Origin of the sequence: Exiguobacterium sp. 17-1 (assembly GCF_023096305.1) — a bacterium.
Taxonomy (GTDB): Bacteria; Bacillota; Bacilli; order Exiguobacteriales; family Exiguobacteriaceae; genus Exiguobacterium_A; species Exiguobacterium_A sibiricum_A.
This window is the reverse complement of record NZ_JALIGJ010000006.1, coordinates 198,086-221,158: the sequence shown is the minus strand read 5'-3', so window position 1 is coordinate 221,158 and position 23,073 is coordinate 198,086. Positions and strand designations below refer to the sequence as shown.

Sequence of the window (23,073 nt, the reverse complement as noted above, 5' to 3'; positions counted from 1 at the left end):
ATTCCCTTCACTTCCCTCCGAAGAGTTCCGTGAGCTTCCTGCGCTCGACTTGCATGTATTAGGCACGCCGCCAGCGTTCGTCCTGAGCCAGGATCAAACTCTCCATAAAGTGTTTGACTTGCTCGTTTTTGTGACCGAAGTCACGTTGACGAAGCTTGCGCTTCATTCATTGTTTGTATCCGAAGATACGTTTTTTGCCTCATCGTTCAGTTTTCAAAGTTCGTCGTGTCGTTTTCAGCGACTTTAATAAGATATCACGGAATAACTTATTCGTCAACCGTTTTTTTTCTTGTTTTTTTCATCGCGTCAATGGCGTGTGCCTGTCGACATGTATTAATATACTATCTCGAGATAATAACGTCAATGCTTTTTCATCATTTTTCTTGTTATTATTTTTTCCTTCTATATATGCTAGTTCTATTTTTATTTTTAAAACAAAAAAAACCGGTCTATCAAACGACCGGTTCATATGTCACGAGTTCAACACCAAGTCCTTTTGTGCGTTGGTACGAAATCCTGACCAACCCTTTCCGAATGAAGAAATCAATCAAACTGCCTAAATCAACCTTCAATTCTGCCAAACGGCTTTCTTCCATCAACTCTTGCATCGTCCAAGGATAATTGTGTTCTCGCATGACTTCGAATAAGTATCTGCCACCGGACAACACTTTCGATTGCAATAAATGTTCTAGTCCGATCAGCGCTAAATGAATCCGTTGTTCTAATGTTTCTTCACTTAACAAGAGTTGTTCATATAATTTATAGACATCCGGATCGTCCAGTCGTGCCTGTTCCCAAACGACAACTTCCGGATGCGCTCCCTTTTCCAATACGGACAACCGGGCCAAATGATGTAGCGCATGATGAACGTGCGTATAGGCATCATAATAATTTCCGCGACTGAACAGATTCCTTCCGTCCTGAAAACGACGCAATAATTTTGCGAATGACAGCGACATTTGTAAACATCGTTCCGTTTCCGGGAAATTGAGAAGTTGTTTTTTCAAATCCGTTAAATAGTCATTTCGCTCAAAAATGATGGTCCCTTCCGACACCCAATGGACAGCACGGCGATTCGCATTTAAAATCAACCAGCGGGAAAGAACTTGTTCATGCACAAGATGTAATGAAACCCGCAATGTATCCAAACGATAGTGTTTCACTGTCCATTCGATAGAAGAGTCTCGGGTAATCACTAAAAGTAAAACATCAAATTGATCGGTCAAAGAGTCTCTCGGTTGCCTTTTCTCAACGGAGATGATTCCTTGCGTCTCCGGATAAGCTGCATATTCTGAATAGATCGTTCGTGTTGCTTGTTCCATTTCCTTCTCACCCTTCTCTACTCCATACTCGTTACTCTGATCATTCGTCCGTTACCATTTTCGACAAAAAATCAATCGTTCCTGCTTCTGACTCGATCCAACAATATGCTAGACTGACTACAGGGGGAATTCATGTGAAAAAACAACGTAAGAATAAAATAAACCGTGCCCGTAACTTGGCAATGTTCCTTGTGTTTGGTGGAATGCTTGTCATGTACGGCGGTCTTTTGTTAAAACAATTCGAAATCATCATGGTCATCCTAATGCTCGTCGGGTTTGTCATGGTCCTCGCCAGTACGGCGCTTTATTTCTTGATCGGACTCACTTCGACGAAAGCGGCCGTCGTCACCTGCCCAAACTGCGGCAAAGAAACGAAAGTCCTCGGGCGAGTTGATTTATGTATGCACTGTGACGAGCCTTTGACGATGGATCGTAACCTTGAAGGAAAAGAATTTGATGAAAAATACAATAAACACAGTAAACGAGCTCCCCGCTAAAAGGAAGCTCGTTTTTTTAATGCACGTTTGATTGACATTCGGGACAAGTCCCATAAACCTCAAGACGATGACGGTCTACTTTAAATCCTGTTAAATGCGCCGCAACTGTCTCGACGTCATCTAAGACAGGATAATTGAAGTCAACGATTTTCCCGCATCCTTCGCAAATCATATGGTAATGACGTGTCGTAACGAAATCAAAACGACTTGAAGCATCTCCATAATTCATCTCTTCTACGATTCCTTTTTCCCGGAAAACCCGTAGATTATTATAAACTGTCGCCACACTCATATTTGGAAAACGATGTTCGAGCGCACGATAAATTTCATCTGCCGTCGGATGGGTATGTCCCGTCGTTAAATATTCCAAAATCGCATGACGTTGTGGTGTCATCCGAACGCCTGATTCACGTAAAGAGCGTACTGCATCATCTAGCATTTCGTTCGCCACGTCATCCCCTCATTTCTATCTTTCATTGATTATTAGATTGTAATCTTTATAATTAGTCTACCTACATTCTCTCTGTCCGTCAACGGCTCTGCTCCACGTTTGACGGACATGATACAATCATATCGTGATATTTTTCACGTATCAATGATTGGAGGAATCATCATGTCAACTCATGCAAATCGCCCAACTTCCGAAGCATTATATGAAGTAGCACAACAATGTATCGTCGGAGGTGTGAACAGCCCATCCCGCTCTTATAAAGCAGTAGGAGGCGGTGCTCCCGTTTATATGGAGCGTGGAGAAGGAGCTTACTTCTATGATGTCGACGGCAATCGTTACATCGATTACTTAGCAGCTTACGGTCCGATCATCACCGGTCACGGTCATCCACATATTACGGAGGCGATCACGAACGCTTCAAAAAACGGCTTACTGTACGGGACACCCCATCGTCTGGAAATCGATTTTGCCCACAAACTCCAACAAGCGATTCCTTCTTTAGAAAAGGTTCGTTTCACAAACTCCGGAACGGAGGCCGTCATGACGACGATCCGCGTTGCCCGTGCCTATACAGGACGTGAACTTGTCGTTAAATTCAGCGGTTGCTACCATGGTCACTCAGACCTAATGCTGATTGCAGCCGGTAGCGGTCCTGCAACACTCGGTTCACCTGATTCGGCTGGTGTCACAAAAGCGACAGCCAAAGAAGTCATTACGACACCGTTCAACGATATCGAGTCTTACCGTCAAATCATGGCAGAATGGGGCGATCAAGTTGCCTGTGTTCTCGTCGAACCGATTGTCGGGAACTTCGGAATCGTCGAACCGCAACCCGGTTTCCTCGAAGCGATCAATGAAATCACCCACGAACATGGTGCGCTCGTCATCTACGATGAGGTCATCACTGCTTTCCGTTTCATGTACGGTAGTGCACAAGAACTTCTGAACATCCGCCCGGACATGACAGCGCTTGGGAAAATCATTGGTGGAGGTCTGCCGATTGGTGCATATGGCGGTCGCCAAGAAATCATGGAACATGTTGCACCACTTGGTCCTGCTTATCAAGCAGGTACGATGGCCGGAAATCCAGCTTCGATGGCAGCTGGAATCGCCTGCCTCGAGTTGTTGGAACAGCCTGGTGTGTACGAAGAATTCGACCGTCTCGGTGCAAAACTCGAACAAGGGATCCTAAAAGCCGCTGACACTCATGACATCACGATTACCATCAACCGTCTTAAAGGTGCATTGACGGTCTACTTCACGGACGAAACAGTCATCGACTATTTAGGTGCCGAACGTGCAGACAGTGAAATGTTCGGTCGTTTCTTCAAATTAATGCTCGAGCAAGGCATCAACCTCGCTCCTTCTAAATATGAAGCTTGGTTCTTGACGACGGCCCACACAGAAACAGACATTGACGAAACGATTGTTGCTGTCAACCGTGCTTTCGCCCAACTGTAAACAATTACTCTCTCTATATAAAAGGCTGTTCCGTTTTTTCGGAACAGCCTTTTATCATTCAACGAGCTCTAGGTTTTGAATCGCATACAGTTCAAAATAGGCGCCACGTTTTCGCATCAATTCTTCATGACGTCCCATTTCCGTGATCTGACCGTTTTCAATGACGACGATTTTATCAGCATCGGTGATGGTCGAGAGACGGTGGGCGACAGTAAACGTCGTCCGTCCTTTCGCGAGACGGGCAAGCGAATCTTGAATCATCGATTCACTTTCCAAATCAAGTGCACTCGTCGCTTCATCCAAAATCAAAATCGGTGGATTTTTGAGGAATACCCGGGCAATTGCCAGACGTTGTTTTTGTCCGCCAGATAATTTGACACCCCGTTCGCCGACCGGTGTTTTATAGCCGTCCGCCAAACGTTCGATGAACTCATGGGCATTGGCCGCTTTCGCTGCCGCGACCACCTCTTCATCCGTCGCCTCGGGATTTCCCATCTTAATGTTCATTTCGACCGATTCACTGAACAGAATCGATTCTTGCATGACCATACCGATTTGATCGCGAAGACCACGTAACTTCAAATCACGAATGTCGACGCCGTCAAGCGTGATTCGCCCTGATGACACGTCGTAAAAACGAGGAATCAGACTGACCAGCGTTGATTTCCCGCCGCCCGACATCCCAACGAAGGCAATCCGTTCTCCGGCCTGAACATCAAGCGTCAACCGGTCAATCGCCCGTTCACCGCCTTCTTCGTAGGAGAAGCTGATATTTTCAAACTGGACGTTCCCTTTGACAGTAACCGGATTTTTCGCATTGGCTTTTTCCGTAATGTCATACGGCTCATCCAGGAATTCAAACATCCGGTCCATCGAGGCAATCGACTGAGTCAGTGTCGTCGAAGAGTTCACGAGACGACCGAGCGGTGCGTACAGACGATCGATGTAAGCGATGAAGGCCACCATCGTCCCAAGTGATTCTTGACCGTTCAAGACAAGGAAGGCCGCTGCTCCGAAAATCAAAATCGGTGCAAAATCGGTAATCGTCGAAACGACGACGTACGTCCGGGCATTCCAGTTCGTTTGGCGTAATGCTGCCGTCAAGAAACCATCGTTTTGTTTCTTAAACGCCTTATTTTCATGGGGCTCAAGCGCAAAGCTGCGGATGACTGCCATTCCGTTGACCCGTTCCGTCAAGTGACCTTGCAGTTCAGCCAGTGCCGCGGACCGGTCACGCGTCAGACTGCGAAGCCGACCATAGAAAAATTTCACGGCAAGCGCATAAAACGGCAACGGAATGATGGCGACGAGTGTCAGCTTTGGATCAATCGTCCACATGATGGCAATCGCAATCAAAATCGTAATCATATCGAGCCACAAGTTCATTAAACCGGTCACGACAAAGTCTTTTGTTTGTTCGACATCATTAATGATCCGTGAGATGACCTCACCTGTTTTAGAATTCGAATAAAACCGAAGTGATAATTTCTGAACATGATCAAACAGTCGATTCCGGACATCAAATAAAATTTTCGAAGCGGACCACTGGGCAAGGTATTGCCGGATATACTCAAGCGGTGGTTTGACGACAAGAAAGACGAAGAATCCGGCTCCGATCAAATACGCCAACTCTTTACTGCGTTCCGCCAAAGGAACAGTGGTCGACTCGTCAAGAAGATTGTCAATAATGTACTTGTAAAGAAGCGGCAATCCTAACGGAATCGAGAATTTGATGATTCCGACGAACACCGTTAAGAGAATTTGTTTTTTATACGGTTTGACGAATTCCATGTACCGCCGGATGGAGCCCTTCTTTTTTAATTGCTTTTGTTTCGTTTTACCCATGTGTTTCCCTTCTTTCCACTAAAAAAAGACGATGGCGAACCATCATCTCCGATATCTTGTTTCGTATTCACGATACCACGTTTCCACGAAAGCTGGATTGAATGGACCCTTGCGACTGCGGATCCATTGAATCAAAATCTGAACGTTGTCCTTCAGAATACGATCAATCGCTTTCGGATAGTTCATCTCCCGGCGATGTTTCTCGTACTCGTCCTCATCCAAAATCATGTAAGACATGTCCGGATAGACTTTGATATCTAAATCATAATCAATGTACTTGACTGCTCGATCCTTTTCATCAAACGTCGAAGGTGACCCTAAGTTGCAGTAATAGTAGATTCCGTCTTCACGGATCATACAAATTACATTAAACCAGAGTTCTGTCGAAAAATAACAAATTGCGGGTTCTCGTGTCCGCCACTGACGACCATCCGATTCACTGACCATGATCCGGTCATTGAATCCAATCAATTCTTCTTCCGTCGATTTAAGCACGAGCGTTTCTTCCCAAACTCTGTGTAAGCTGCCGTTATGTTTGAAACTTTGAATCTCAATCTTGCTACTTTCTTTTGGGAATCGACTCATGTGCTACTCCTTTCTGAAGCTTTTTATTCAGTTTTTTCTATACTCTCGTGCTTATTATACCCATTTTCAGAACACATGAAAAACGAAAGGCTACTTTTTCAGGAAAATGACTGGTATTTAACTTGAAAAATGATGTAAAATCGCCTGTTTCCGTTGCTGAAACATCGGTTTCAGAATAAATCCATCCACCACCCATTTTGGTAAATACGACTTATAAACCAAGTCATCAATCATGTAGATGCCGTCCGACCGTTCTTCCACACGGTGAACATGACACCAGGCCGTAAAGGGAAACGGAACTTTGATACCGACATCCACAAACAAATCGCTTCCGACCATCGGAATGATCGAATCCCACTTCACAAAAATCGGCGGAAGACCGACCTTCAGCTGAATCGTATTGCCGGCATATGTCCGTGTATCTCCCGTCGTCTGCACTTTCGGGAACGTCGTCATTCCGGTTAAGGCTTTTGCATCACTTAAAAAGGACCAAGCTTGTTCCTTCGTCGCTGGCACTTTCGTTTCTGTATAAAAATGATCCATTAAAGTTCCTCCTTTAATAAACGATCAATTTTCATCTGGGCAACGGAAATCGGCTGTTTTTCATATGTCTGTTCATCCATCAGAACAGTTCCTTCCGGTTGTGTCGCAACACGATACACCGTAATGTCCCAAATCCGGTGTGAAAAGATATGTTTGATACTGCCGACACGGATTCCCAGCTGTTCTTCCGTCGATTCGACCAAAGGATATTGCCACATACCGGCTAAAAGTCCTGTATCCGGGCGTTGCATGACTGCGACTTGTCCATTTTCTTCATAGACAAGGGCGTCATACTGAATCGTCTGAGTTTTACCTTTTTTAGTTTTGACGGGAAGTTCTGCTTGAACGGACCGGTCGTAAGCAAAGCAGATATCATTGACCGGGCACAGTCCGCACATCGGTGATTTGGGTGTACAGACCATCGCGCCGAGTTCCATCAATCCTTGATTAAAACTTGACGGATCCGCATGATCAATCAGTTCGTGAACAGCCGCTTCAAAGACTTTTCGTGTTTTTGGTGCCGCAATGTCGTCATAAATTCCGAGGACCCGCGACAGTACACGCATGACATTCCCGTCAACAGCCGGTTCCGGATGACCGTAAGCAATCGAAAGAACAGCACCGGTCGTATAGGGACCGACCCCCCTTAAACTTTCAAACCGTTCTTTTTCGTCCGGTACGATTCCATCATATTTTTCAACAACTTCCTGAACTGCGATTTGAAGGTTCTTAACCCGGGAATAGTACCCTAAGCCTTCCCAATATTTTAAAACTTCACTTTGTTCGGCTGCTGCTAAATCCTGAGGGGTCGGAAAACGTTCCGTGAAGCGGTGGTAATAAGGAATTACCGTATCGACCCGCGTTTGTTGCAACATGATCTCACTGATCCAAATATGATAGGGATTTTTCGTTTCACGCCACGGCAACTGTCGTTGTTCACGTAAAAACCACTCGACCAATTCCGTTGTAAAATGCCGTTTATTAAAGTTTGTGAAATATTCTGTAACAAGAGTCAAAATATTACCTCTTTTCTATTTGATACGTTATAGTAAGTTCAATTAACCTTAAAATCAATTTACGTTTTTTATGATCCCGAATACTTTGATAAGGAGCGAATTCGCATTGGATACTGGAACGCATATCGGAATGGGACTTTGCCTCGCCGCCATTTCCACACTTGAACCGGATGTCGCTGCAAGCGCTACGCTGTTTGCGGCTGTTACGACGACGGCGTTGGTCGGTTCCCATGCTCCAGACTTTGATACTGTATTTAAATTTAAAGGTAACAGTGCCTACCTGAGACAACACCGTGGTAAATCCCACGGCTTAATCGCTTTAATTGCCTGGCCATTACTGCTGTCGATCGTCATCGGCGCCCTGTTTGGCGTTCCGCCTACTTCATTATGGCTGATGGCACAGATTGCTGTCGCCCTTCATGTCTTCGTCGATCTGTTTAATGCTTACGGCACGCAGGCGCTCCACCCCTTTAAGAAAACCTGGATTGGTTGGGGTGTCATCAATACGTTTGATCCCTATCTGTTTACGATGTATTACGGCGCGTTCGGCATTTGGTTATTGACCCGTGCAACAATTGTAATCTTCCCGATTTTGATTGCGATCGTCATCATTTATTACGCGGTGCAGTTCAAATTGCGAAACGATGCCCTGGCAACGGCAGCCCGTTATTATGGCGGTGCTCACAAACTGTTCATCTCACCCGGCATGAAATGGGATGAATGGCATGTCGCAGCACGTCTCCGGAATGAATATGCGGTTGTTAAAATCAATTCCGGTACCGTCGTGGAATGCGGCAATTTCCGGATCAAAAATGAACCGCATGGTGATGAACTGTATGACATCGTTAAAGAGAACGCTGATCTACAAGCTTTTCTTGAGTTCTCGAAAATTCATACGTACACCGTTTCCCGAAAAGACGGAATCGTTGAATACCGTTTCACGAATTTACGTTACTTCACGAAAGAAGTTTATCCGTTCGTTGCTGTCGTCCGGATTAATGCGACGTCGCGTCAAATCGTCAGCTCCTATACAGGATGGGTCTTCAGTGAACGGACGTTACAAAAAAAATTGGTCGTACCGGCTTTATAAAGAAAGGACTCGCCATGCTCGGAAGACACCCTTCCGAACCGCGAGTCCTTTTTTAATTGACTGACTGGTCGTCGCGCCCAATCATCAAATGCTTGAACTTCTCATTTGTTGTATTGAAACGGTGAAGCATCGGTCCATGTTGCTTGATTTGTTGCTGAACAAAACGAACAGCAACTGCTTCTCCTTGGTATTTTTCTCCCGCTCTTGCCAGTGTTGCTTCGAAATCTTCCCATAAGACTTCGACCCACGTCAAGGCCTCAAGCGGCGTCAGCGTTTCGTTGACTCCCTGCAATTCTTCCGCTAATCCTTTTAATGCTTCTGAACGATTTTGATCCATTGTCATATCTCCTCTTCCTGAATTAAAGCGAGCGGAATCGCCACTTCGTTGACAGTCCCCTCAAAATGCCCCCAGCCCATCACACCGTTGACGAAATGAAGTTCGAATCGTGCCTCTTCCCCGGCAATCCGGTAAAAACGACCCGTCTCAAACCGGCTAGCGTCAACTAAGTAACTTTGGGCGATTGCAATCTTGCGGATAATGACCTCGACTTCACTCATGTTGCCGTGTTGCTCCGCTTTACGTTTCTGCTCATTCAATTTCGTCACGAGCATCTCTAACTCATATTTTGATAACTGACTCATACGTGTCTCCATAAAAAAACTCCCCCTCTTCGTCATTAGTATATACGAAAAGAGGAAGAAAAATGATGGAGTTAGCTTGATTTCAGCTCGAGATTGCGTTTACTTTGCAACGCATACATTTTGGAATAGATTTTTTGTTTTTTGAGTAACTCATCATGCGTACCGCGTTCGGCAATCCGTCCCCGGTCGAGAACGATGATTTCGTCGGCGTCTTTGATTGTTGACAAGCGATGGGCGATAATGAATGTCGTTCGTCCTTTCGTCAACGTCAATAACGCGTCCTGAATCATGGCTTCCGTCTCAGAATCGACACTCGCTGTCGCCTCATCGAGGACTAAAATGGCCGGATCAAACGCCAGCGCCCGGGCAAAGCTGATCAACTGCCGTTCACCGGCAGATAAGGTCGCTCCTTTTTCGATGACCGGTTCGTCCAGCCCCTTAGGAAGGCGGTCAATGAATCGGTCTGCTCCTACAGCGACAATCGCTTCCCGAATCCGTTCTTCGGAAATCATTGGATTACCGAGCGTAATGTTCGATCGAATCGTTCCGGTGAATAAAAACGGATCCTGCAGGACGATGCCCATGTGGTCACGAACTGCCTGTTTCGGAAGCGATGTGACGTCTGTTCCATCAATCAATAATTGACCGGATGACGGATCATAAAAACGCATCAGCAGATTCATGATTGAACTTTTCCCGCTGCCCGTATGTCCGACGAGGGCGATTGTCGCCCCGGGACGGGCATCAATTTCGATTTCTTGCAGGACAGGGTGACCCGGGTCATAACTGAAGCCGACCTTCTTGAATTCCACGCGACCGGCGAAACGCGGTAACCGTCCTTTTCCGACATCTTCTCCTTTTTCGTCTAGCAGTTGGAACATCCGGTCTGCCGAAACGAGTGCTTGTTGCAGCGGCGACAGTTGATTCATGATTTGCGTCACCGGTTCAAAGAGACGGGAGACATAATCGATGTAGGCATATAAGATACCGAGCGACAAAAACGTCCCGTCGGTCAGACTTTTTCCGGCAACGACCCAAATTAACAAAGCAAGTGTCAGGTTTTTTAAGAAATACGATAAGTTATGCGACATTAAAGCATCGAGCCGTAATAACTTGGAACGGGTTTGATAGTTCTCTTCATTTTTCTGCTCAAATTCCGCCAATACTTCTTTTTCCCGCGCATACGCTTGAATGATCGGCATCGTTTGGATATTCTCGTTCAATTGACCATTCATATCAGCGACAAGCGACCGGACTTTGAAGTTATTTTCCGTCGCGAGCTTCTGGAACAACTGAATCCAAAAGTAGACGATCGGGATAATCAGCAACGAAACTAATCCCAAACGGACATCGAGGAAAAACATTGCTACTAAAATTCCTGCCATCGTAATCAGTCCTGAAAAGACCCGTGCCAACACACCCAAATACAAATCACGGATCGTTTCTGTATCGTTCGTCACACGACTGACAATCTTCCCGATCGGTGTCTGATCAAAATAGCGGACCGGCAACCGTTGTAAATGTGTAAAGACATCGAGCCGCATCCGTTTGACGATTTTATGTGCCGATCGCTGAAGCAGGATTTGTTGGACCCAGTTTAGACCGGCTGCGATTAACAGCAAGATGATATACATCAACGACAGCCAGCCGACTGCTTTTAAGTCAGAAGCATAAAAATCATACACTTGTCCTTGCGTCAGCTTTGCGACGCCCGGATAACGAAACGTCTCATCGCCACGCGTGACGGTCAACGTTCCATCGGTCACACTGCGTTCGCCACCGCTCACGACTTGTTTCGGTACAAAATAATAACCCTCTTTTGACTGGACAATCGAAATGGATTGAATGATAGCAGAAGACGGAACGTCCTGCTTCTTCGCAAACTGACGCCCGTCATACTCGACCCGTCCTCCATCTTTCACTTCAACCCAGTCCTTTTCAATCGCGACAATATGCTCATCGATGATGACTTTCGCAATATAAGGTCCGGTCAACTCCGCTCCGACTGCCAAAATCAATAGAAACAATCCTAGGAAAATCGCTTGTTTTTCATACATCGCATAACGGACAAGTGATCGAATCGTCGTTTTCCGACGAACAGGATCTAATACATATAATTCTTCTTCCTTCACGTTCGACACCTCCTACCTTACGTTTCTTCACTTTGCCGTTCGAACTGTTCGGCATACCATCCTTTATAGTCCATCAACTGTTCGTGCGTGCCCCGTTCCGTTACTTGACCGTCCTGCAGGACAAGGATTTCGTCCGCATGGGCAACAGCAGACAGACGGTGCGCGACAATCAATGTCGTAGCTTGCTCGCGATTGGTTCGAATCGCTTCAATGATGTGCGACTCGGTTTTCGCATCGACCGCGGATAACGAATCGTCGAGCAATAATAATTTTGGTTTTTTCAACATTGCCCGGGCGATCGAGAGCCGTTGTTTTTGTCCACCGGATAACGTGACACCACGTTCGCCGACCAACGTCTCAAGACCTTGATCGAGCATCGTGATATCTGTCGTGAACGAAGCGAGACGAATCGCTTCTTGCAGTTCGTCTTCCGTTGCCGTTCCGGCTCCGAAAAGGATGTTGTCCCGCACTGTTTTCGAGAATAAGAGATGTTCTTGTGAGACATAACCGGTCCAGCCACGGACCGTCTCCAGGGCGACATCTTCATACGGAATCCCGTTGACTTGCAGCATCTCGCGCCCAAGCGGATATTCGCGTAAAAACTGTCGTAACAACGTCGTTTTGCCGGCGCCGGTCGGACCGACGATCCCGATTGTCTTGCCTTGTTCGATTGTCACGTTAATATCGCGTAAGGCGGGCTGTTTCGTTCCCGGATACGTAAACGTCAAATCAGATAGGACAATCGTTTCTGGAATAGCAACATCTGCGACCGGTGTCGACGTAATCAACGGTTTGACCCGCATCGTCGCTTGTAGACGATCAAGACTCGCTGTTCCGCGCTGGATGACGTTGATCAATTCCCCGAAGGCATACATCGGCCAAATCAACATCCCGAGATAAATGTTGAAGGCGACGAGTTGTCCAAGCGTGATGTCGTTCGTGAAGACGAGATAGGTCCCAAACGATAAGCCGATCAAATAACTGATTCCGACGAGTAATTTGATAATCGGCTCGAATAAGACATCAATTTTGGCGACATGCATGTTTTTATCAAACACATCGCTCGTCACAGCATCAAATTTTTTGACATCGATGTCTTCCTGAACGAATGAGCGAATGACCCGCAGTCCGGAAATCGATTCCACGACTTGGTCATTCATCGTGCCAAACGCATCCTGTGCCGTCATGAACCGTCCATGAATCTGACTGCCGAGTTTATTCATTGCGTAAGCAAGAATCGGCATCGGCAACAATGCCGCAAGTGTCAGTTTCCAATCGATTGCTACTCCCATGACAACGAGTGTAATGGCCGTCATGTTTAACGAGTCGACGAGTGTCAAGACACCAAAACCGGCTGTCCGTTCCACTGCCTTCAAGTCATTGGTCGCAAGCGCCATCAAATCCCCGGTCCGATTGCGTTGGTAAAAAGTTGGCGTCAACTTTAATAAATGCGTAAAGAATTGGCTGCGCAACGTCCGTTCGAGTAAAAAGGCCGTTCCGAATAATTTCGCAAGCCACAAGTACGTCAGAATAAAGGACGTAATGGAAATAACGGTCAGACCTACCACATACTGAATCAAAGTCGTCCGGTCCATGGATCCGGAACGCAGTCCGTCAATCACTTTTCCGATCAACCATGGTGGTGTCAAGTCGATGAAGCCGGTCACAATCAGCAGTAACACGGCAATCAAATACGATTTTTTATGTTCCTTCAGAAACCAACTGAGTTGGCGAAATAATCGCACGATGGTTCCCCCCTTTGTCGTTCATAATGGTGTTACACGTTTCCAAGCACGCAAAAAAGGCAGACGGATTTCCGGAGCAGTCCGAGAATCAATCTGCCTTTCTAAAGACGATTTGAATCGACGATATGGTCTGCGTGCTCGGGGAACGGATTCCCTGTCAATCGCACACTGAATGTAGTGTTTATACGAGTTCGAGAGTCTCCGCCATATTCAGCTGTTTAATAAGTGCGTTTACAATTGGCTGTTTCATGTGACGGTTCCTCCTTTTCTTAATCTGTGCGTAGGATAGCATAATTATCGAACAATTGTCAATTTTGTGTCTAATCTTTTAAAATGAAGCGAAAACTTATATCCCGTCCGCTTCCTCCTGCTTGACCTGTTCGATCACTTCCGAAACGAGTGCATACGGAAATCCTTTTCGAACCAATGCTTGTTGTGTTTTTTGAACCCGGGCGAACGGTTCGAGATTCCGATACTTCGGATAATATTTTCGTGCCTGGTACAAAGCGGCAGATTCTTCTGTGTCCGCTTCGACCTCTTCGAACACTTGTTGAATCCCGAGCTTCGAGACCTCCGGTGAAAATCCGCGTTGCATCAGTGTTTGTTGCAGTTTCTGCTTTAGTTCCCGAACCGATCGGCGGGCCAGTTCTTTTTGTTTTTGCCGGAGAAACTTCAACACTTTTTCAAGCTCTTCTTCTTCTGTGAATTCTTCAAGGGCTTCGTCGATGTACTTTTTCGAAATCTTCAGCGCTTCTAAGTCCCGGCGGATTTTACCAGGTCCTTGCGGTGTCGTCGCCTTTTTTGTTGCTGTGTAGGCCAATGCGAACTGTTGATCATTCAAATACTTTTGGTCGGTCAATCGTTTGATGGCATGCTTGACGGCATGTTCCGGCGTCTCTTTTTCGATCAAATACGATTCCACTTCGCTCGTCGCACGCATCCGGTATGACAGATGATTGAGTGATAAGCGGTACGCTTTTTGTTGTTCTTCCGCCGTCAGCACTTCCTTGACGAAATCATCATCCAGCTCTTTATCCCGTTGCAGATTGTATTTGATTAGGATATCGGCATCGACGGCAAACGCATATTCTTCCTTACCTTCACGCTCAATGTAGATATTAAAGCGTTCCGTATTTTTTTTTTGGGTTGAAATCCGTGTGATTTTCAAGTCGGTTCCTCCTTTTTCATCTTCTCTTGCAACGATAACATGTTGAATGAGGTTTGAGTGAAATGGACAAACGGGAACATATGTACAAGTATTAATATAGAGAGGATGACTTATGTATGAAAATCGCGATTACAGGCGGAACCGGAATGATTGGACAGGCACTAACGAAACGATTACTTAATGAAGGCCATCAGATTGTCATTTTAACCCGTTCACCGAAGGCAACAGAAGGTGCTGTCTCCTACGTCGAATGGTTGACGGATACAGCGACACCCGAACAGGAATTGAATGATGTGAATGCCTTCATCCATTTAGCAGGTGCTTCCATCAATGAAGGGCGTTGGACGGAAGAACGGAAACGAGTGATTCTTGAAAGCCGGATTGATTCGACGAAAGAACTCGTCCGGATTATTCAGGCCCTCGATTCAAAACCGGATGTCGTCTTATCGGCTTCTGCCGTCGGAATTTACGGTCAGGACCGCCATCAAACGTTTACGGAAGAAACGACTATCCCCCCGACTGCTGACTTTCTCAGTCATGTCTGCGTCGCATGGGAAAATCTCGCTCAACCGATTGCCGACAGCGGTGTGCGTCTGGTCCACCCACGGATTGGCGTCGTCCTCAGTACAGAAGGCGGTGCTTATCCATTGATGCGCCTGCCGTATACATTATTCGGCGGCGGCACGATGGGCGACGGGAAACAATGGGTTTCCTGGGTCCATATCGACGATCTTGTCGAACTGTTCCTGTTCGCACTGACGACACCGTCTGTCAACGGTCCGCTCAACATTACAGCCCCTCATCCGGAAACGATGCGCCGGTTTGGTCAAACGATCGGAAAAGTGTTGCGCCGTCCGCACTGGTTGCCGGCTCCACGCTTCGCACTCGAGCTCGCTCTCGGAGAAAAAAGTGTCATCGTTCTCGAAGGTGCCCGTGTCATTCCAAAAAAAGCTCTCGAAAACGGCTACAAATTTCGGTATGCTGAACTAAAAGATGCACTGCAGAATCTCGAGCACACAAACTAATACAGGGGTTGAACAATGTTGGATGTTTTAATACGTAATGCACATATCTTTCCCATCACATCAGATAATTTTTATGGTGATATCCGAATCAAAGATGGAAAGATTCATGAAATCAATGAATTGCTGGATGCAGAAGACAACGAACGTGTCATCGAAGCGGAAGGTCGTTTCTTGCTTCCCGGTTTCATCGATGCCCACACCCATCTCGGTTTGTATGATGAAGGAACTGGTACAGTCGGAAACGATGCCAACGAAACCATTTTCGCGATGACGCCCCACTTGCGGGCAATTGACGGTGTGTATCCGCTCGATGAAGGATTCAAAGAAGCGATCGAACATGGTGTCACGACGGTGCAAGTCATGCCGGGCAGCATGAATATCATCGGTGGTGTCACGAGTGTCATCAAGACACACGGCCGGTTCATCGATGATATGATTTTACGGAAATATGCCGGATTAAAAATTGCGCTTGGAGAAAATCCAAAGCGTGTCCATAGTGCCGGTCGTGCCGGTGAATTGACACGAATGGGAATCATGGGCATGTTGCGGGAAGCCTTCCTTGAAGTGAAGATGCAACGGACAGCAGATACATTTGCGCACCGGATGATTGAACGGGTGCTCAAAAAAGAAATGCCGCTCCGTGTCCACGCCCACCGGGCCGACGATATTTTATCAGCGATTCGTTTTGCCGAAGAGTTTGATCTCGATGTCCGAATCGAACATTGTACAGAAGGTCATCTCGTTGCCAAAGAACTGCAACAATTACCGATCGAACATGTCACAGTTGGTCCGACATTTACACGAAAGTCAAAAATCGAACTTAAAAACAAAACGTGGGAAACATACCGTGTTCTGCATGAACATGATCTTGAAGTATCAATCACAACGGATCATCCATATACACCGGTTCAATATTTAAATTTATGTGCCGGTCTTGCCGCTCGTGAAGGACTGCCTGTCGATATCGCGCTTCGTGCCATCACGATTAATCCCGCCCGTTCGATTGGCGTTGCGGATCGTGTCGGTTCCATCGAAGTCGGAAAAGATGCCGATCTTGTCCTTTGGAGCCACTTCCCGCTTGACTACCTCGCAAAGCCTTTGATGACGATGATTGACGGAAAAGTAGTTTTTGAACATACCCATCTGACATCGATGTCTTAAAAAAAGCCTATGATTTTAACGGAAATCCGTTGAAAATCATAGGCTTTTTTCTTTATGAAAATGAGGCTTTTTCGTTTGCAGGAAATGTCTTATTTTCGTATGTTTTTTCACAAAAATTATTTTCTTGCTTTTTTAAAAAAAGAAGGTAATATTATCTTATCCGACAACTGAAGAAGGCATACCATGCGCGGTTCAAACGAGTCAGACAGGTAGCTTTCGACAATCATTCTAGCGGTCTTAAGAAGGAGGAATGGAAGTATGCTCAAGCAACGGGAGCTGAGCGACTGCGCTGATTTGTTCGAACTGATGCAGCATCAAGACGTATATCCGTACGTCCGCCAAAAAACACGGTACTTTGATGAATTTCTGTTTACTACAAAGCAGGCAATCGAAGAGGAAGAGCGCGGTGAGCTTGTCTCGCGCACAATCCTAGACGAATTTGACCAACCAATCGGTACAATCAGTTTACTCGATATCGAAGGACAGTATGGGTTTCTCGGTACATGGTTAGGTAAACCGTATCATGGGAAAGGTTACAACAATCTTGCAAAGGAAGCATTCTTTGCAGAACTATTTTTTGACCTCGAGTTTGAAAGTGTCTTCATGAAAATTCGTAAGACTAACATCCGTTCACAAAAAGCAGCGGAAAAACTGCCTTATGCTTTTTGTGCCGATGAATTACGACCAGCGTTACTCGAACAGCTGAACACCGGGGAAACTCAATTCACGTTGTACGAAGTCTCAAAATCAAGTTTTCAAATGTATATCCATGGCCGCGAATTCGAAACGGTCTACGAACAACAACTCGAAGCATAAGAGGCGCCTGCCTCTTGTGCTTTTTTGTTCGTACTTTTGATGCGGATCGAAAGCTTCAAATGGTATGATAATAAGGAAAATTCACCTGTCGGAAGAAGCCATCACCTCTTCCTATATGAAATGGAGTGATTACTGATGCCAGAACAATCCTTTAAAATACTTGTCGTAGATGACGAAGCACAAATGCGTGATCTGCTTGTCTCCAATCTTCAAAAAGAAAATTACCAGACGATGACAGCCTCGAACGGTCAAGAAGCGCTTGATCAAATGCAGCGTGATACATTCCATCTCGTCCTGCTTGATGTCATGATGCCGGAAATGGACGGTTTAACGGCTTGCATGCGGATTCGTGAATTCTCGAACGTCCCGATCATCATGTTGACGGCTCGTTCCGACGAACTCGACCGAATCCACGGTCTGAAAATCGGTGCCGATGACTATATCACAAAGCCGTTCAGTCCACGTGAACTGTTGGCCCGCATCGAAGCGACGCTACGCCGTTCCCATCGTTTTACAGTAGATCAGTCGGCGACACTGACAATCGGTAAACTGGAACTTGATACGGAAAGTCGCAGTGTCCATGTCAGCGGAAAACCAATCAGTCTGACACGCAAGGAATTCGACTTACTTCATTTGTTCGTTCAAAACAACGACAAAGTCTTTTCTCGCGAACAATTGCTTGATCAGATTTGGGGAGCGGACTACATCGGAAACCTACGGACAGTCGATACCCACATCAAAACACTTCGCCTGAAGCTCGGTGAAGCCGGCGGCTCAATCCAGACGGTCTGGGGCATCGGATATAAATTCGAGGAAGTATGATTAAGCGGTATACCATCCGCCGCCGGATTTGGATTACGATTTGGTTCACAAGCGTTTTTTCGGCCGTCTTATTCGTCTTATTGACATTTTATCTGTACGACCGGTTTTACCTGCAAACGCAGGAAGACTTGTTGCTCAACCGGGGTGAAAAACTGATTAACATTTATGAATCCGAGGGACTTTCCGGTGCCTTTTACGATGGAATGACGTATACGAATGAACTGACCGAATCCAAGGTTTTTTTCATCGACTTCCTGAAAAAAAATCCAGCTGGTCTCCGGTTCTTGACGAATGCGGATATCGAACAATTACGCAATGGTGAAACCGTCGTTTCAAGCCGGACCCACCCGATTGAAGGGACAGATATCTTAATGACCGGTTTCCCGATTATTGAGAACAATCGGCTTGTCGGCACACTGATTCTGTATTTGGAACTCGGTCAAATCAGTGAACCATTCCGCCCGCTTCGACTAATGATTTTCTTTATGATTGGTCTGATCGTGTTGAACCTTGTCATTTTTGGCCGTCAAATCATCGATACAATCATTCGTCCGCTGATCGATATGAAACGGGCTTCCACCGTCTATGCTCAAGGGGATTTTGCTTACCGGATTCCGATTCAATCCGATGATGAAATCGGTGAACTGGCAGAAACCTTAAACAAGATGGCGGAATCCCTCGGTGAAGTGGATGAACAGCGCAAGGAATTTTTGGCGAATGTCAGTCATGAATTACGTACACCCTTGTCCTATATCAGGGGTTATACGGAAATGATGCAAGACAAGGCACTCGATGAAAAAACACGGGATCAATATTATCAAATCATCGAGCGGGAGACAGAACGATTGCAACGCCTCGTAAATGACTTGCTTGATCTCGCCCAACTGGAGCGGGATTCGTATCCGATGACGAAGCAACCGCTTGTTTTCAGCCAAGTGCTGGAAGATGTTGTTTACCGGATGGAACCCATCGCAAAAGCCAAAGGAGTATCCATCGTCACCGACTTTGATCCAAGTCAAATCGTTCTTGGTGACAATGATCGCCTGGAGCAGGTCATCGGAAACCTGTTGGATAATGCGTTACGCTACACTCCCGCCTCGAAACATATTTATTTATCGACGAAAACAGACGGTGAACTGACGATTTGTTCAATCCGGGACGAAGGAGAAGGCATTCCGCCGGAACACTTGGAACGTTTGACGAAACGCTTTTACCGTGTTGATAAATCACGGACACGAAAAGATGGTGGAACAGGTCTTGGACTTGCCATCACGAAACACATCATCGACCGACACGACGGAACAATTTCCTTCGAATCTGTTCTCGGTCAAGGAACAACCGTCTTGATTACGTTACCGTTGTTACCGGACGATGAGGACGGATTCTCTTGATGTCATTTCTTTTGACCGTTATTTCGATCCGTTAACAGCATTGATTGGTTTAAGCTTGAAAGGACGTTTTATTATCGAAGCAACACTCCTTGATTGGTTACAGCAAGCGGATACGTTTGCTGTACCAATCAGTCTTTTAGTCAGTCTAGTCATCAGTTTGTTCGGTGTTGTGCCAAGCGCCTTCGTCACGGCAGCCAATTTACTTTATTTCGGATTTTGGGACGGGCTGTTTTTATCCTTTCTTGGCGAAGTCTTAGGTGCTGGAGTTTCCTTTTATATCTACCGTTATGGTTTCCGGCGTATCGAACCGCTGATTCAGTCCCCGTTCGTCTTGAAGTGGCTCGGTAGGTTAACGAAGCAAACTGGTTGGGATGCTTTTTGGACGATTCTTTTTTTACGGCTGTTGCCGTTCGCCCCTTCCGGTCTCGTCACGTTCTTAAGTGCGACCAGTGGTGTCTCGACACTCGTCTTTTTAACGGCCAGTACGATTGGGAAAGTTCCCGCACTGGTCATTGAAGCTTTTGCCGTCAATGAATTGATTGAACGGGATTCGATAATCCCGTGGTTGATTGCTGGACTGTTTTTGGTGTTTTATTTGATTTACCTTTATAAAAAACGGTTGCATCCATCGAGGGATATCGATTGATGCAACCGTTTTCTTCGTATAGTGTAGAGAAGTAAACAAAGGAGGAAAACAGTATGGAATTACGTTCATTTGGCAACACTGACATCCAAGTCTCCCCTCTCGGATTTGGTGCCGGTCACATCGGTTCCGATGATTTATCCGATCAGGAAGCAAGCTATGTCCTCCATCAAGCGTTAGATGCAGGCATCCGTTTATTTGATACTGCCCGCGGCTACGGCTTATCTGAACAACGGCTCGGCAACTTTTTAAAACAGCACCGCCATGATGTCGTATTGTCGACGAAGGTCGGGTATGATGTACCACGCACGCAAGACTGGACGTTCCAAGCTGTTGCCGGCGGAATTGATCAGGCCCTTTTGACGATGCAAACAGACTTTATCGATATCGTCCATTTACATTCCTGCAGTAAAGAGATACTGGCTCAAGATGATGTCATCGAGGCACTCGAGCGTGCGAAGCAGGCTGGAAAAGTCCGGCTGATTGCTTATTCAGGTGACCGGGAAGACCTTGACTACGCCATCACAACGGGACGGTTCGACAGTTTTCAAACGTCCGTTAATTTGTATGATCAACGGGCATTGAGCGATGCCATCCGGCTGATTCATCAGCAACAAAAAGGCATCATCGCCAAACGTCCGATTGCGAATGCCCCTTGGCGGTTCGCGTCACGGCCAACCGGTCAATACGTCGAACCTTACTGGGAACGGGCACAACAGCTCGAATTCCCGCTTGAAGAAGCCTCTTGGCTTGAAACCGCACTCCGGTTTACAGTCTTTGAGCCCGGCGTCACGAGTGCCATCATCGGGACAGCCAATCCGGATCATTTGGTACAAAATATCCGCTTGCTGGAACAAGGACCTTTACCAACAGAACGTGTCGCTGATCTCAAACGACGTTTTCAGGAACAGGATCAAAACTGGTTGCAACAAACTTAAAAAAAGAAATTCGGACGAAACAAAAGAGGAAAACGGCTATAGCCACTTTCCTCTTTTTCATATAGAAATCGTTTCTTATATCCGTTCGATCTGTTTAAAACTTTTTCTTTTTCTTTTTCTCTAGTACAACGATGGCTTCGACATGTGCCGTTTGCGGGAACATGTCGTACGGTTGGATGTAACTGACTTTGTAGCCGGCTTTCATCAAATGATCGCAGTCACGTGCCAACGTTTGTGGGTTACAGGAAACATAAATGATTTTTTTTGCTTTTGACGAAATCATTGCGTTCAATAATTGCGTATCACAACCTGAACGAGGCGGATCGACGATGAAGACGTCTGGAATCCATCCCTCTTTCACCCAGCGCGGAATCCAAGTTTCTGCTTTTCCGACTACGTATTGCGCGTGGTTAAATCCGTATTGCTTCATGTGTGCCGTTGCATCTTCGACTGCTTCCTCGACGATTTCCATTCCTCGGACTTCTTTTGCACCGCTTGCGATCCAAAGACCAATTGAGCCGACGCCTGCATAAGCATCAACGACACGTTCTTCACCCGTCAAGGCTGCCGCTTTGACGATCTCGCTGTACATCCGCTCCGCTTGTTCCGGATTCAACTGGAAGAAGGCACGTGGTGACAGTTGATACGTAAACTCACCCATCTGTTCCTCGATGCGTTCCACCCCACGTAAAACTTCCGTCTGTTCCCCAAAGACACGCGACGTCATTTTATCATTAATGTTCAAGGCGACTGAAATCACACCTGGAATATCATAAATATCTCGGGATAAGCCTTCAAGATCCTTAAAACCGTCTTTGAACGCGACTAACACGACTTGAATTTCACCTGTTTTGATGCCGGTCCGAACGACGATGTTTCGAATGACGCCATCTTGTTTAGCTGAATTATAGACCGGAACGTTGTAGTCATTTAAAATTTTCGTAACGGCTTTGTTGACACGTAACGTCTCTTTGTTTTGAACGATACACTCGTCGATCGCAACGAGACGATTCGAGTTTGCTGAATATAATCCACTGACGATTTGCGTGCCTTCTTTTCCGACGGCAAACTGTGACTTATTCCGGTACTCCCATTCTGCTGTACCGATTGTCGGACGGATGTCCGATTTCTCGACGTTCAACTTCGTCGATTTCGTAAAGGCGTTTCGGACCATATCTTCTTTATAACGAAGCTGTCCTTCGTAACTCATATGTTGGAGCTGGCATCCGCCGCACTGACTGTAAATCGGACATAATGGTGTCACACGGTCCGGTGAACGGACATCGCGCTTCAAGATTTTTGCATTCGCAAAATTGTTATGGATTTCCGTAATCTCGATCTGAGCGGTTTCTCCGACAAGCAGACCTGGAATGAATACGATTTGTCGTTCGAGTGTCGCGATTCCTTCTCCGTTGATCCCCATGCGTAAGCAGGTTACAGAACGAACCTCGCCTACCTGTAGTTTAATTTTAGTTGTCATCTGATCCATCCTTTCCATGATCCAAATCAAAAAGCGGTCATTTCGAACCGCTCTCTGATTCCTCATGTTCCTTCATATCTTTTGCGTAACGAAGCACCTTGGCTTTCAACTGATCCAAGGAGACGGCTAAACGTTCCAAATCCTCAATATCTGATGTTTCATCCAATGAATCAATCGTATGGCATAAAAGCTGCATTCTTGATTTTAGCACATTCATCTGTCCAAGTTTATCAGTTCTTGCTTTTCCCATTATTCTGACTTCCTTTCTTCTTCTTTATTCTATCGTCCATTTAGCATACG

General features: G+C 46.1%; 23 protein-coding genes and 1 rRNA gene. 10 read left to right on the top strand and 14 right to left on the bottom strand.

The window, feature by feature from the left end:
- Both MUN34_RS15020 and MUN34_RS15015 read right to left on the bottom strand, forming a co-directional pair.
- Positions 1-109 (bottom strand): 16S ribosomal RNA (locus MUN34_RS15020); the annotation flags it as partial.
- 343 nt (positions 110-452) lie between these two features.
- On the bottom strand, positions 453-1,322 hold the full coding sequence (locus tag MUN34_RS15015; RefSeq protein WP_247858212.1) for a nucleotidyltransferase-like protein: 870 nt from the start codon (positions 1,320-1,322) through the stop codon (positions 453-455).
- Between the two features lie 134 nt (positions 1,323-1,456).
- On the opposite strand from MUN34_RS15015, the gene MUN34_RS15010 reads away from it, so the two are divergent.
- A complete protein-coding gene (locus MUN34_RS15010; protein ID WP_012369565.1) occupies positions 1,457-1,819 on the top strand; it encodes a DUF2614 family zinc ribbon-containing protein in 363 nt (120 codons plus the stop codon).
- A gap of 16 nt (positions 1,820-1,835) precedes the next feature.
- Here the strand turns inward: MUN34_RS15010 and perR are convergent, their stop codons facing one another.
- Positions 1,836-2,258: a peroxide-responsive transcriptional repressor PerR gene (perR, locus tag MUN34_RS15005; protein WP_251138800.1), complete on the bottom strand. Its 423-nt coding sequence runs from the start codon at positions 2,256-2,258 to the stop codon at positions 1,836-1,838.
- A gap of 174 nt (positions 2,259-2,432) precedes the next feature.
- Here perR and MUN34_RS15000 point away from each other — a divergent pair, with 174 nt between their 5' ends.
- Positions 2,433-3,731, top strand: coding sequence for a glutamate-1-semialdehyde 2,1-aminomutase (locus MUN34_RS15000; RefSeq protein WP_247858211.1), 1,299 nt, complete (start codon positions 2,433-2,435; stop codon positions 3,729-3,731).
- Between the two features lie 54 nt (positions 3,732-3,785).
- Here the strand turns inward: MUN34_RS15000 and MUN34_RS14995 are convergent, their stop codons facing one another.
- The 4 genes from MUN34_RS14995 to mutY all read right to left on the bottom strand — a co-directional run bounded on the left by MUN34_RS14995 (position 3,786) and on the right by mutY (position 7,720).
- A complete protein-coding gene (locus MUN34_RS14995) occupies positions 3,786-5,576 on the bottom strand; it encodes an ABC transporter ATP-binding protein (RefSeq protein WP_247858209.1) in 1,791 nt (596 codons plus the stop codon).
- Positions 5,577-5,618: 42 nt separating this feature from the next.
- Positions 5,619-6,161: a nucleoside tri-diphosphate phosphatase gene (ntdP, locus tag MUN34_RS14990; RefSeq protein WP_012369561.1), complete on the bottom strand. Its 543-nt coding sequence runs from the start codon at positions 6,159-6,161 to the stop codon at positions 5,619-5,621.
- A gap of 117 nt (positions 6,162-6,278) precedes the next feature.
- A complete protein-coding gene (locus MUN34_RS14985) occupies positions 6,279-6,704 on the bottom strand; it encodes an SRPBCC family protein (RefSeq protein WP_026829122.1) in 426 nt (141 codons plus the stop codon).
- Positions 6,704-7,720, bottom strand: a complete 1,017-nt coding sequence (gene mutY / locus MUN34_RS14980) for an A/G-specific adenine glycosylase (RefSeq protein ID WP_026829123.1) — start codon at positions 7,718-7,720, stop codon at positions 6,704-6,706. The genes MUN34_RS14985 and mutY overlap by 1 nt, the downstream gene beginning before the upstream one ends.
- Before the next feature lie 106 nt (positions 7,721-7,826).
- Between mutY and MUN34_RS14975 the strand changes: the two genes are divergently transcribed.
- Complete coding sequence (locus MUN34_RS14975; RefSeq protein ID WP_247858207.1) at positions 7,827-8,810, top strand: metal-dependent hydrolase; 984 nt, start codon at positions 7,827-7,829, stop codon at positions 8,808-8,810.
- 52 nt (positions 8,811-8,862) lie between these two features.
- Here MUN34_RS14975 and MUN34_RS14970 read toward each other — a convergent pair whose 3' ends face one another.
- The 5 genes from MUN34_RS14970 to MUN34_RS14950 all read right to left on the bottom strand — a co-directional run bounded on the left by MUN34_RS14970 (position 8,863) and on the right by MUN34_RS14950 (position 14,497).
- Entirely contained in the window at positions 8,863-9,147 is a 285-nt protein-coding gene (locus tag MUN34_RS14970) for a YfhJ family protein (RefSeq protein WP_026829125.1), read from the bottom strand.
- 2 nt (positions 9,148-9,149) lie between these two features.
- Positions 9,150-9,464, bottom strand: a complete 315-nt coding sequence (locus MUN34_RS14965; protein ID WP_026829126.1) for a DUF1811 family protein — start codon at positions 9,462-9,464, stop codon at positions 9,150-9,152.
- Positions 9,465-9,523: 59 nt separating this feature from the next.
- Complete coding sequence (locus tag MUN34_RS14960) at positions 9,524-11,584, bottom strand: ABC transporter ATP-binding protein (RefSeq protein ID WP_247858206.1); 2,061 nt, start codon at positions 11,582-11,584, stop codon at positions 9,524-9,526.
- Positions 11,585-11,601: 17 nt separating this feature from the next.
- A complete protein-coding gene (locus MUN34_RS14955) occupies positions 11,602-13,329 on the bottom strand; it encodes an ABC transporter ATP-binding protein (protein ID WP_026829128.1) in 1,728 nt (575 codons plus the stop codon).
- A 346-nt stretch (positions 13,330-13,675) separates the two neighbouring features.
- Positions 13,676-14,497 carry a RecX family transcriptional regulator gene (locus MUN34_RS14950; protein WP_247858205.1) on the bottom strand — a complete coding sequence of 274 codons (822 nt, stop codon included), beginning with the start codon at positions 14,495-14,497 and terminating at the stop codon, positions 13,676-13,678.
- A 116-nt stretch (positions 14,498-14,613) separates the two neighbouring features.
- Here MUN34_RS14950 and MUN34_RS14945 point away from each other — a divergent pair, with 116 nt between their 5' ends.
- The 7 genes from MUN34_RS14945 to MUN34_RS14915 all read left to right on the top strand — a co-directional run bounded on the left by MUN34_RS14945 (position 14,614) and on the right by MUN34_RS14915 (position 21,293).
- Positions 14,614-15,522 carry a TIGR01777 family oxidoreductase gene (locus MUN34_RS14945; RefSeq protein WP_247858204.1) on the top strand — a complete coding sequence of 303 codons (909 nt, stop codon included), beginning with the start codon at positions 14,614-14,616 and terminating at the stop codon, positions 15,520-15,522.
- 15 nt (positions 15,523-15,537) lie between these two features.
- Positions 15,538-16,683: an amidohydrolase gene (locus MUN34_RS14940; RefSeq protein ID WP_026829131.1), complete on the top strand. Its 1,146-nt coding sequence runs from the start codon at positions 15,538-15,540 to the stop codon at positions 16,681-16,683.
- 258 nt (positions 16,684-16,941) lie between these two features.
- Positions 16,942-17,499, top strand: coding sequence for a GNAT family N-acetyltransferase (locus MUN34_RS14935; protein ID WP_114596802.1), 558 nt, complete (start codon positions 16,942-16,944; stop codon positions 17,497-17,499).
- 135 nt (positions 17,500-17,634) lie between these two features.
- Positions 17,635-18,321 carry a response regulator transcription factor gene (locus MUN34_RS14930; protein WP_026829133.1) on the top strand — a complete coding sequence of 229 codons (687 nt, stop codon included), beginning with the start codon at positions 17,635-17,637 and terminating at the stop codon, positions 18,319-18,321.
- Positions 18,318-19,712 (top strand): sensor histidine kinase, encoded by a 1,395-nt coding sequence (locus MUN34_RS14925; RefSeq protein ID WP_051525166.1) that lies wholly within the window; start codon positions 18,318-18,320, stop codon positions 19,710-19,712. The genes MUN34_RS14930 and MUN34_RS14925 overlap by 4 nt, the downstream gene beginning before the upstream one ends.
- On the top strand, positions 19,693-20,358 hold the full coding sequence (locus tag MUN34_RS14920; protein WP_247858203.1) for a TVP38/TMEM64 family protein: 666 nt from the start codon (positions 19,693-19,695) through the stop codon (positions 20,356-20,358). The genes MUN34_RS14925 and MUN34_RS14920 overlap by 20 nt, the downstream gene beginning before the upstream one ends.
- Positions 20,359-20,411: 53 nt before the next feature.
- Positions 20,412-21,293: an aldo/keto reductase gene (locus MUN34_RS14915; RefSeq protein ID WP_247858202.1), complete on the top strand. Its 882-nt coding sequence runs from the start codon at positions 20,412-20,414 to the stop codon at positions 21,291-21,293.
- 94 nt (positions 21,294-21,387) lie between these two features.
- Here MUN34_RS14915 and rlmD read toward each other — a convergent pair whose 3' ends face one another.
- On the bottom strand, positions 21,388-22,773 hold the full coding sequence (gene rlmD, locus MUN34_RS14910) for a 23S rRNA (uracil(1939)-C(5))-methyltransferase RlmD (RefSeq protein WP_026829137.1): 1,386 nt from the start codon (positions 22,771-22,773) through the stop codon (positions 21,388-21,390).
- A gap of 37 nt (positions 22,774-22,810) precedes the next feature.
- On the bottom strand, positions 22,811-23,023 hold the full coding sequence (locus MUN34_RS14905) for an SE1561 family protein (protein WP_012369544.1): 213 nt from the start codon (positions 23,021-23,023) through the stop codon (positions 22,811-22,813).
- Positions 23,024-23,073: the final 50 nt, after the last annotated feature.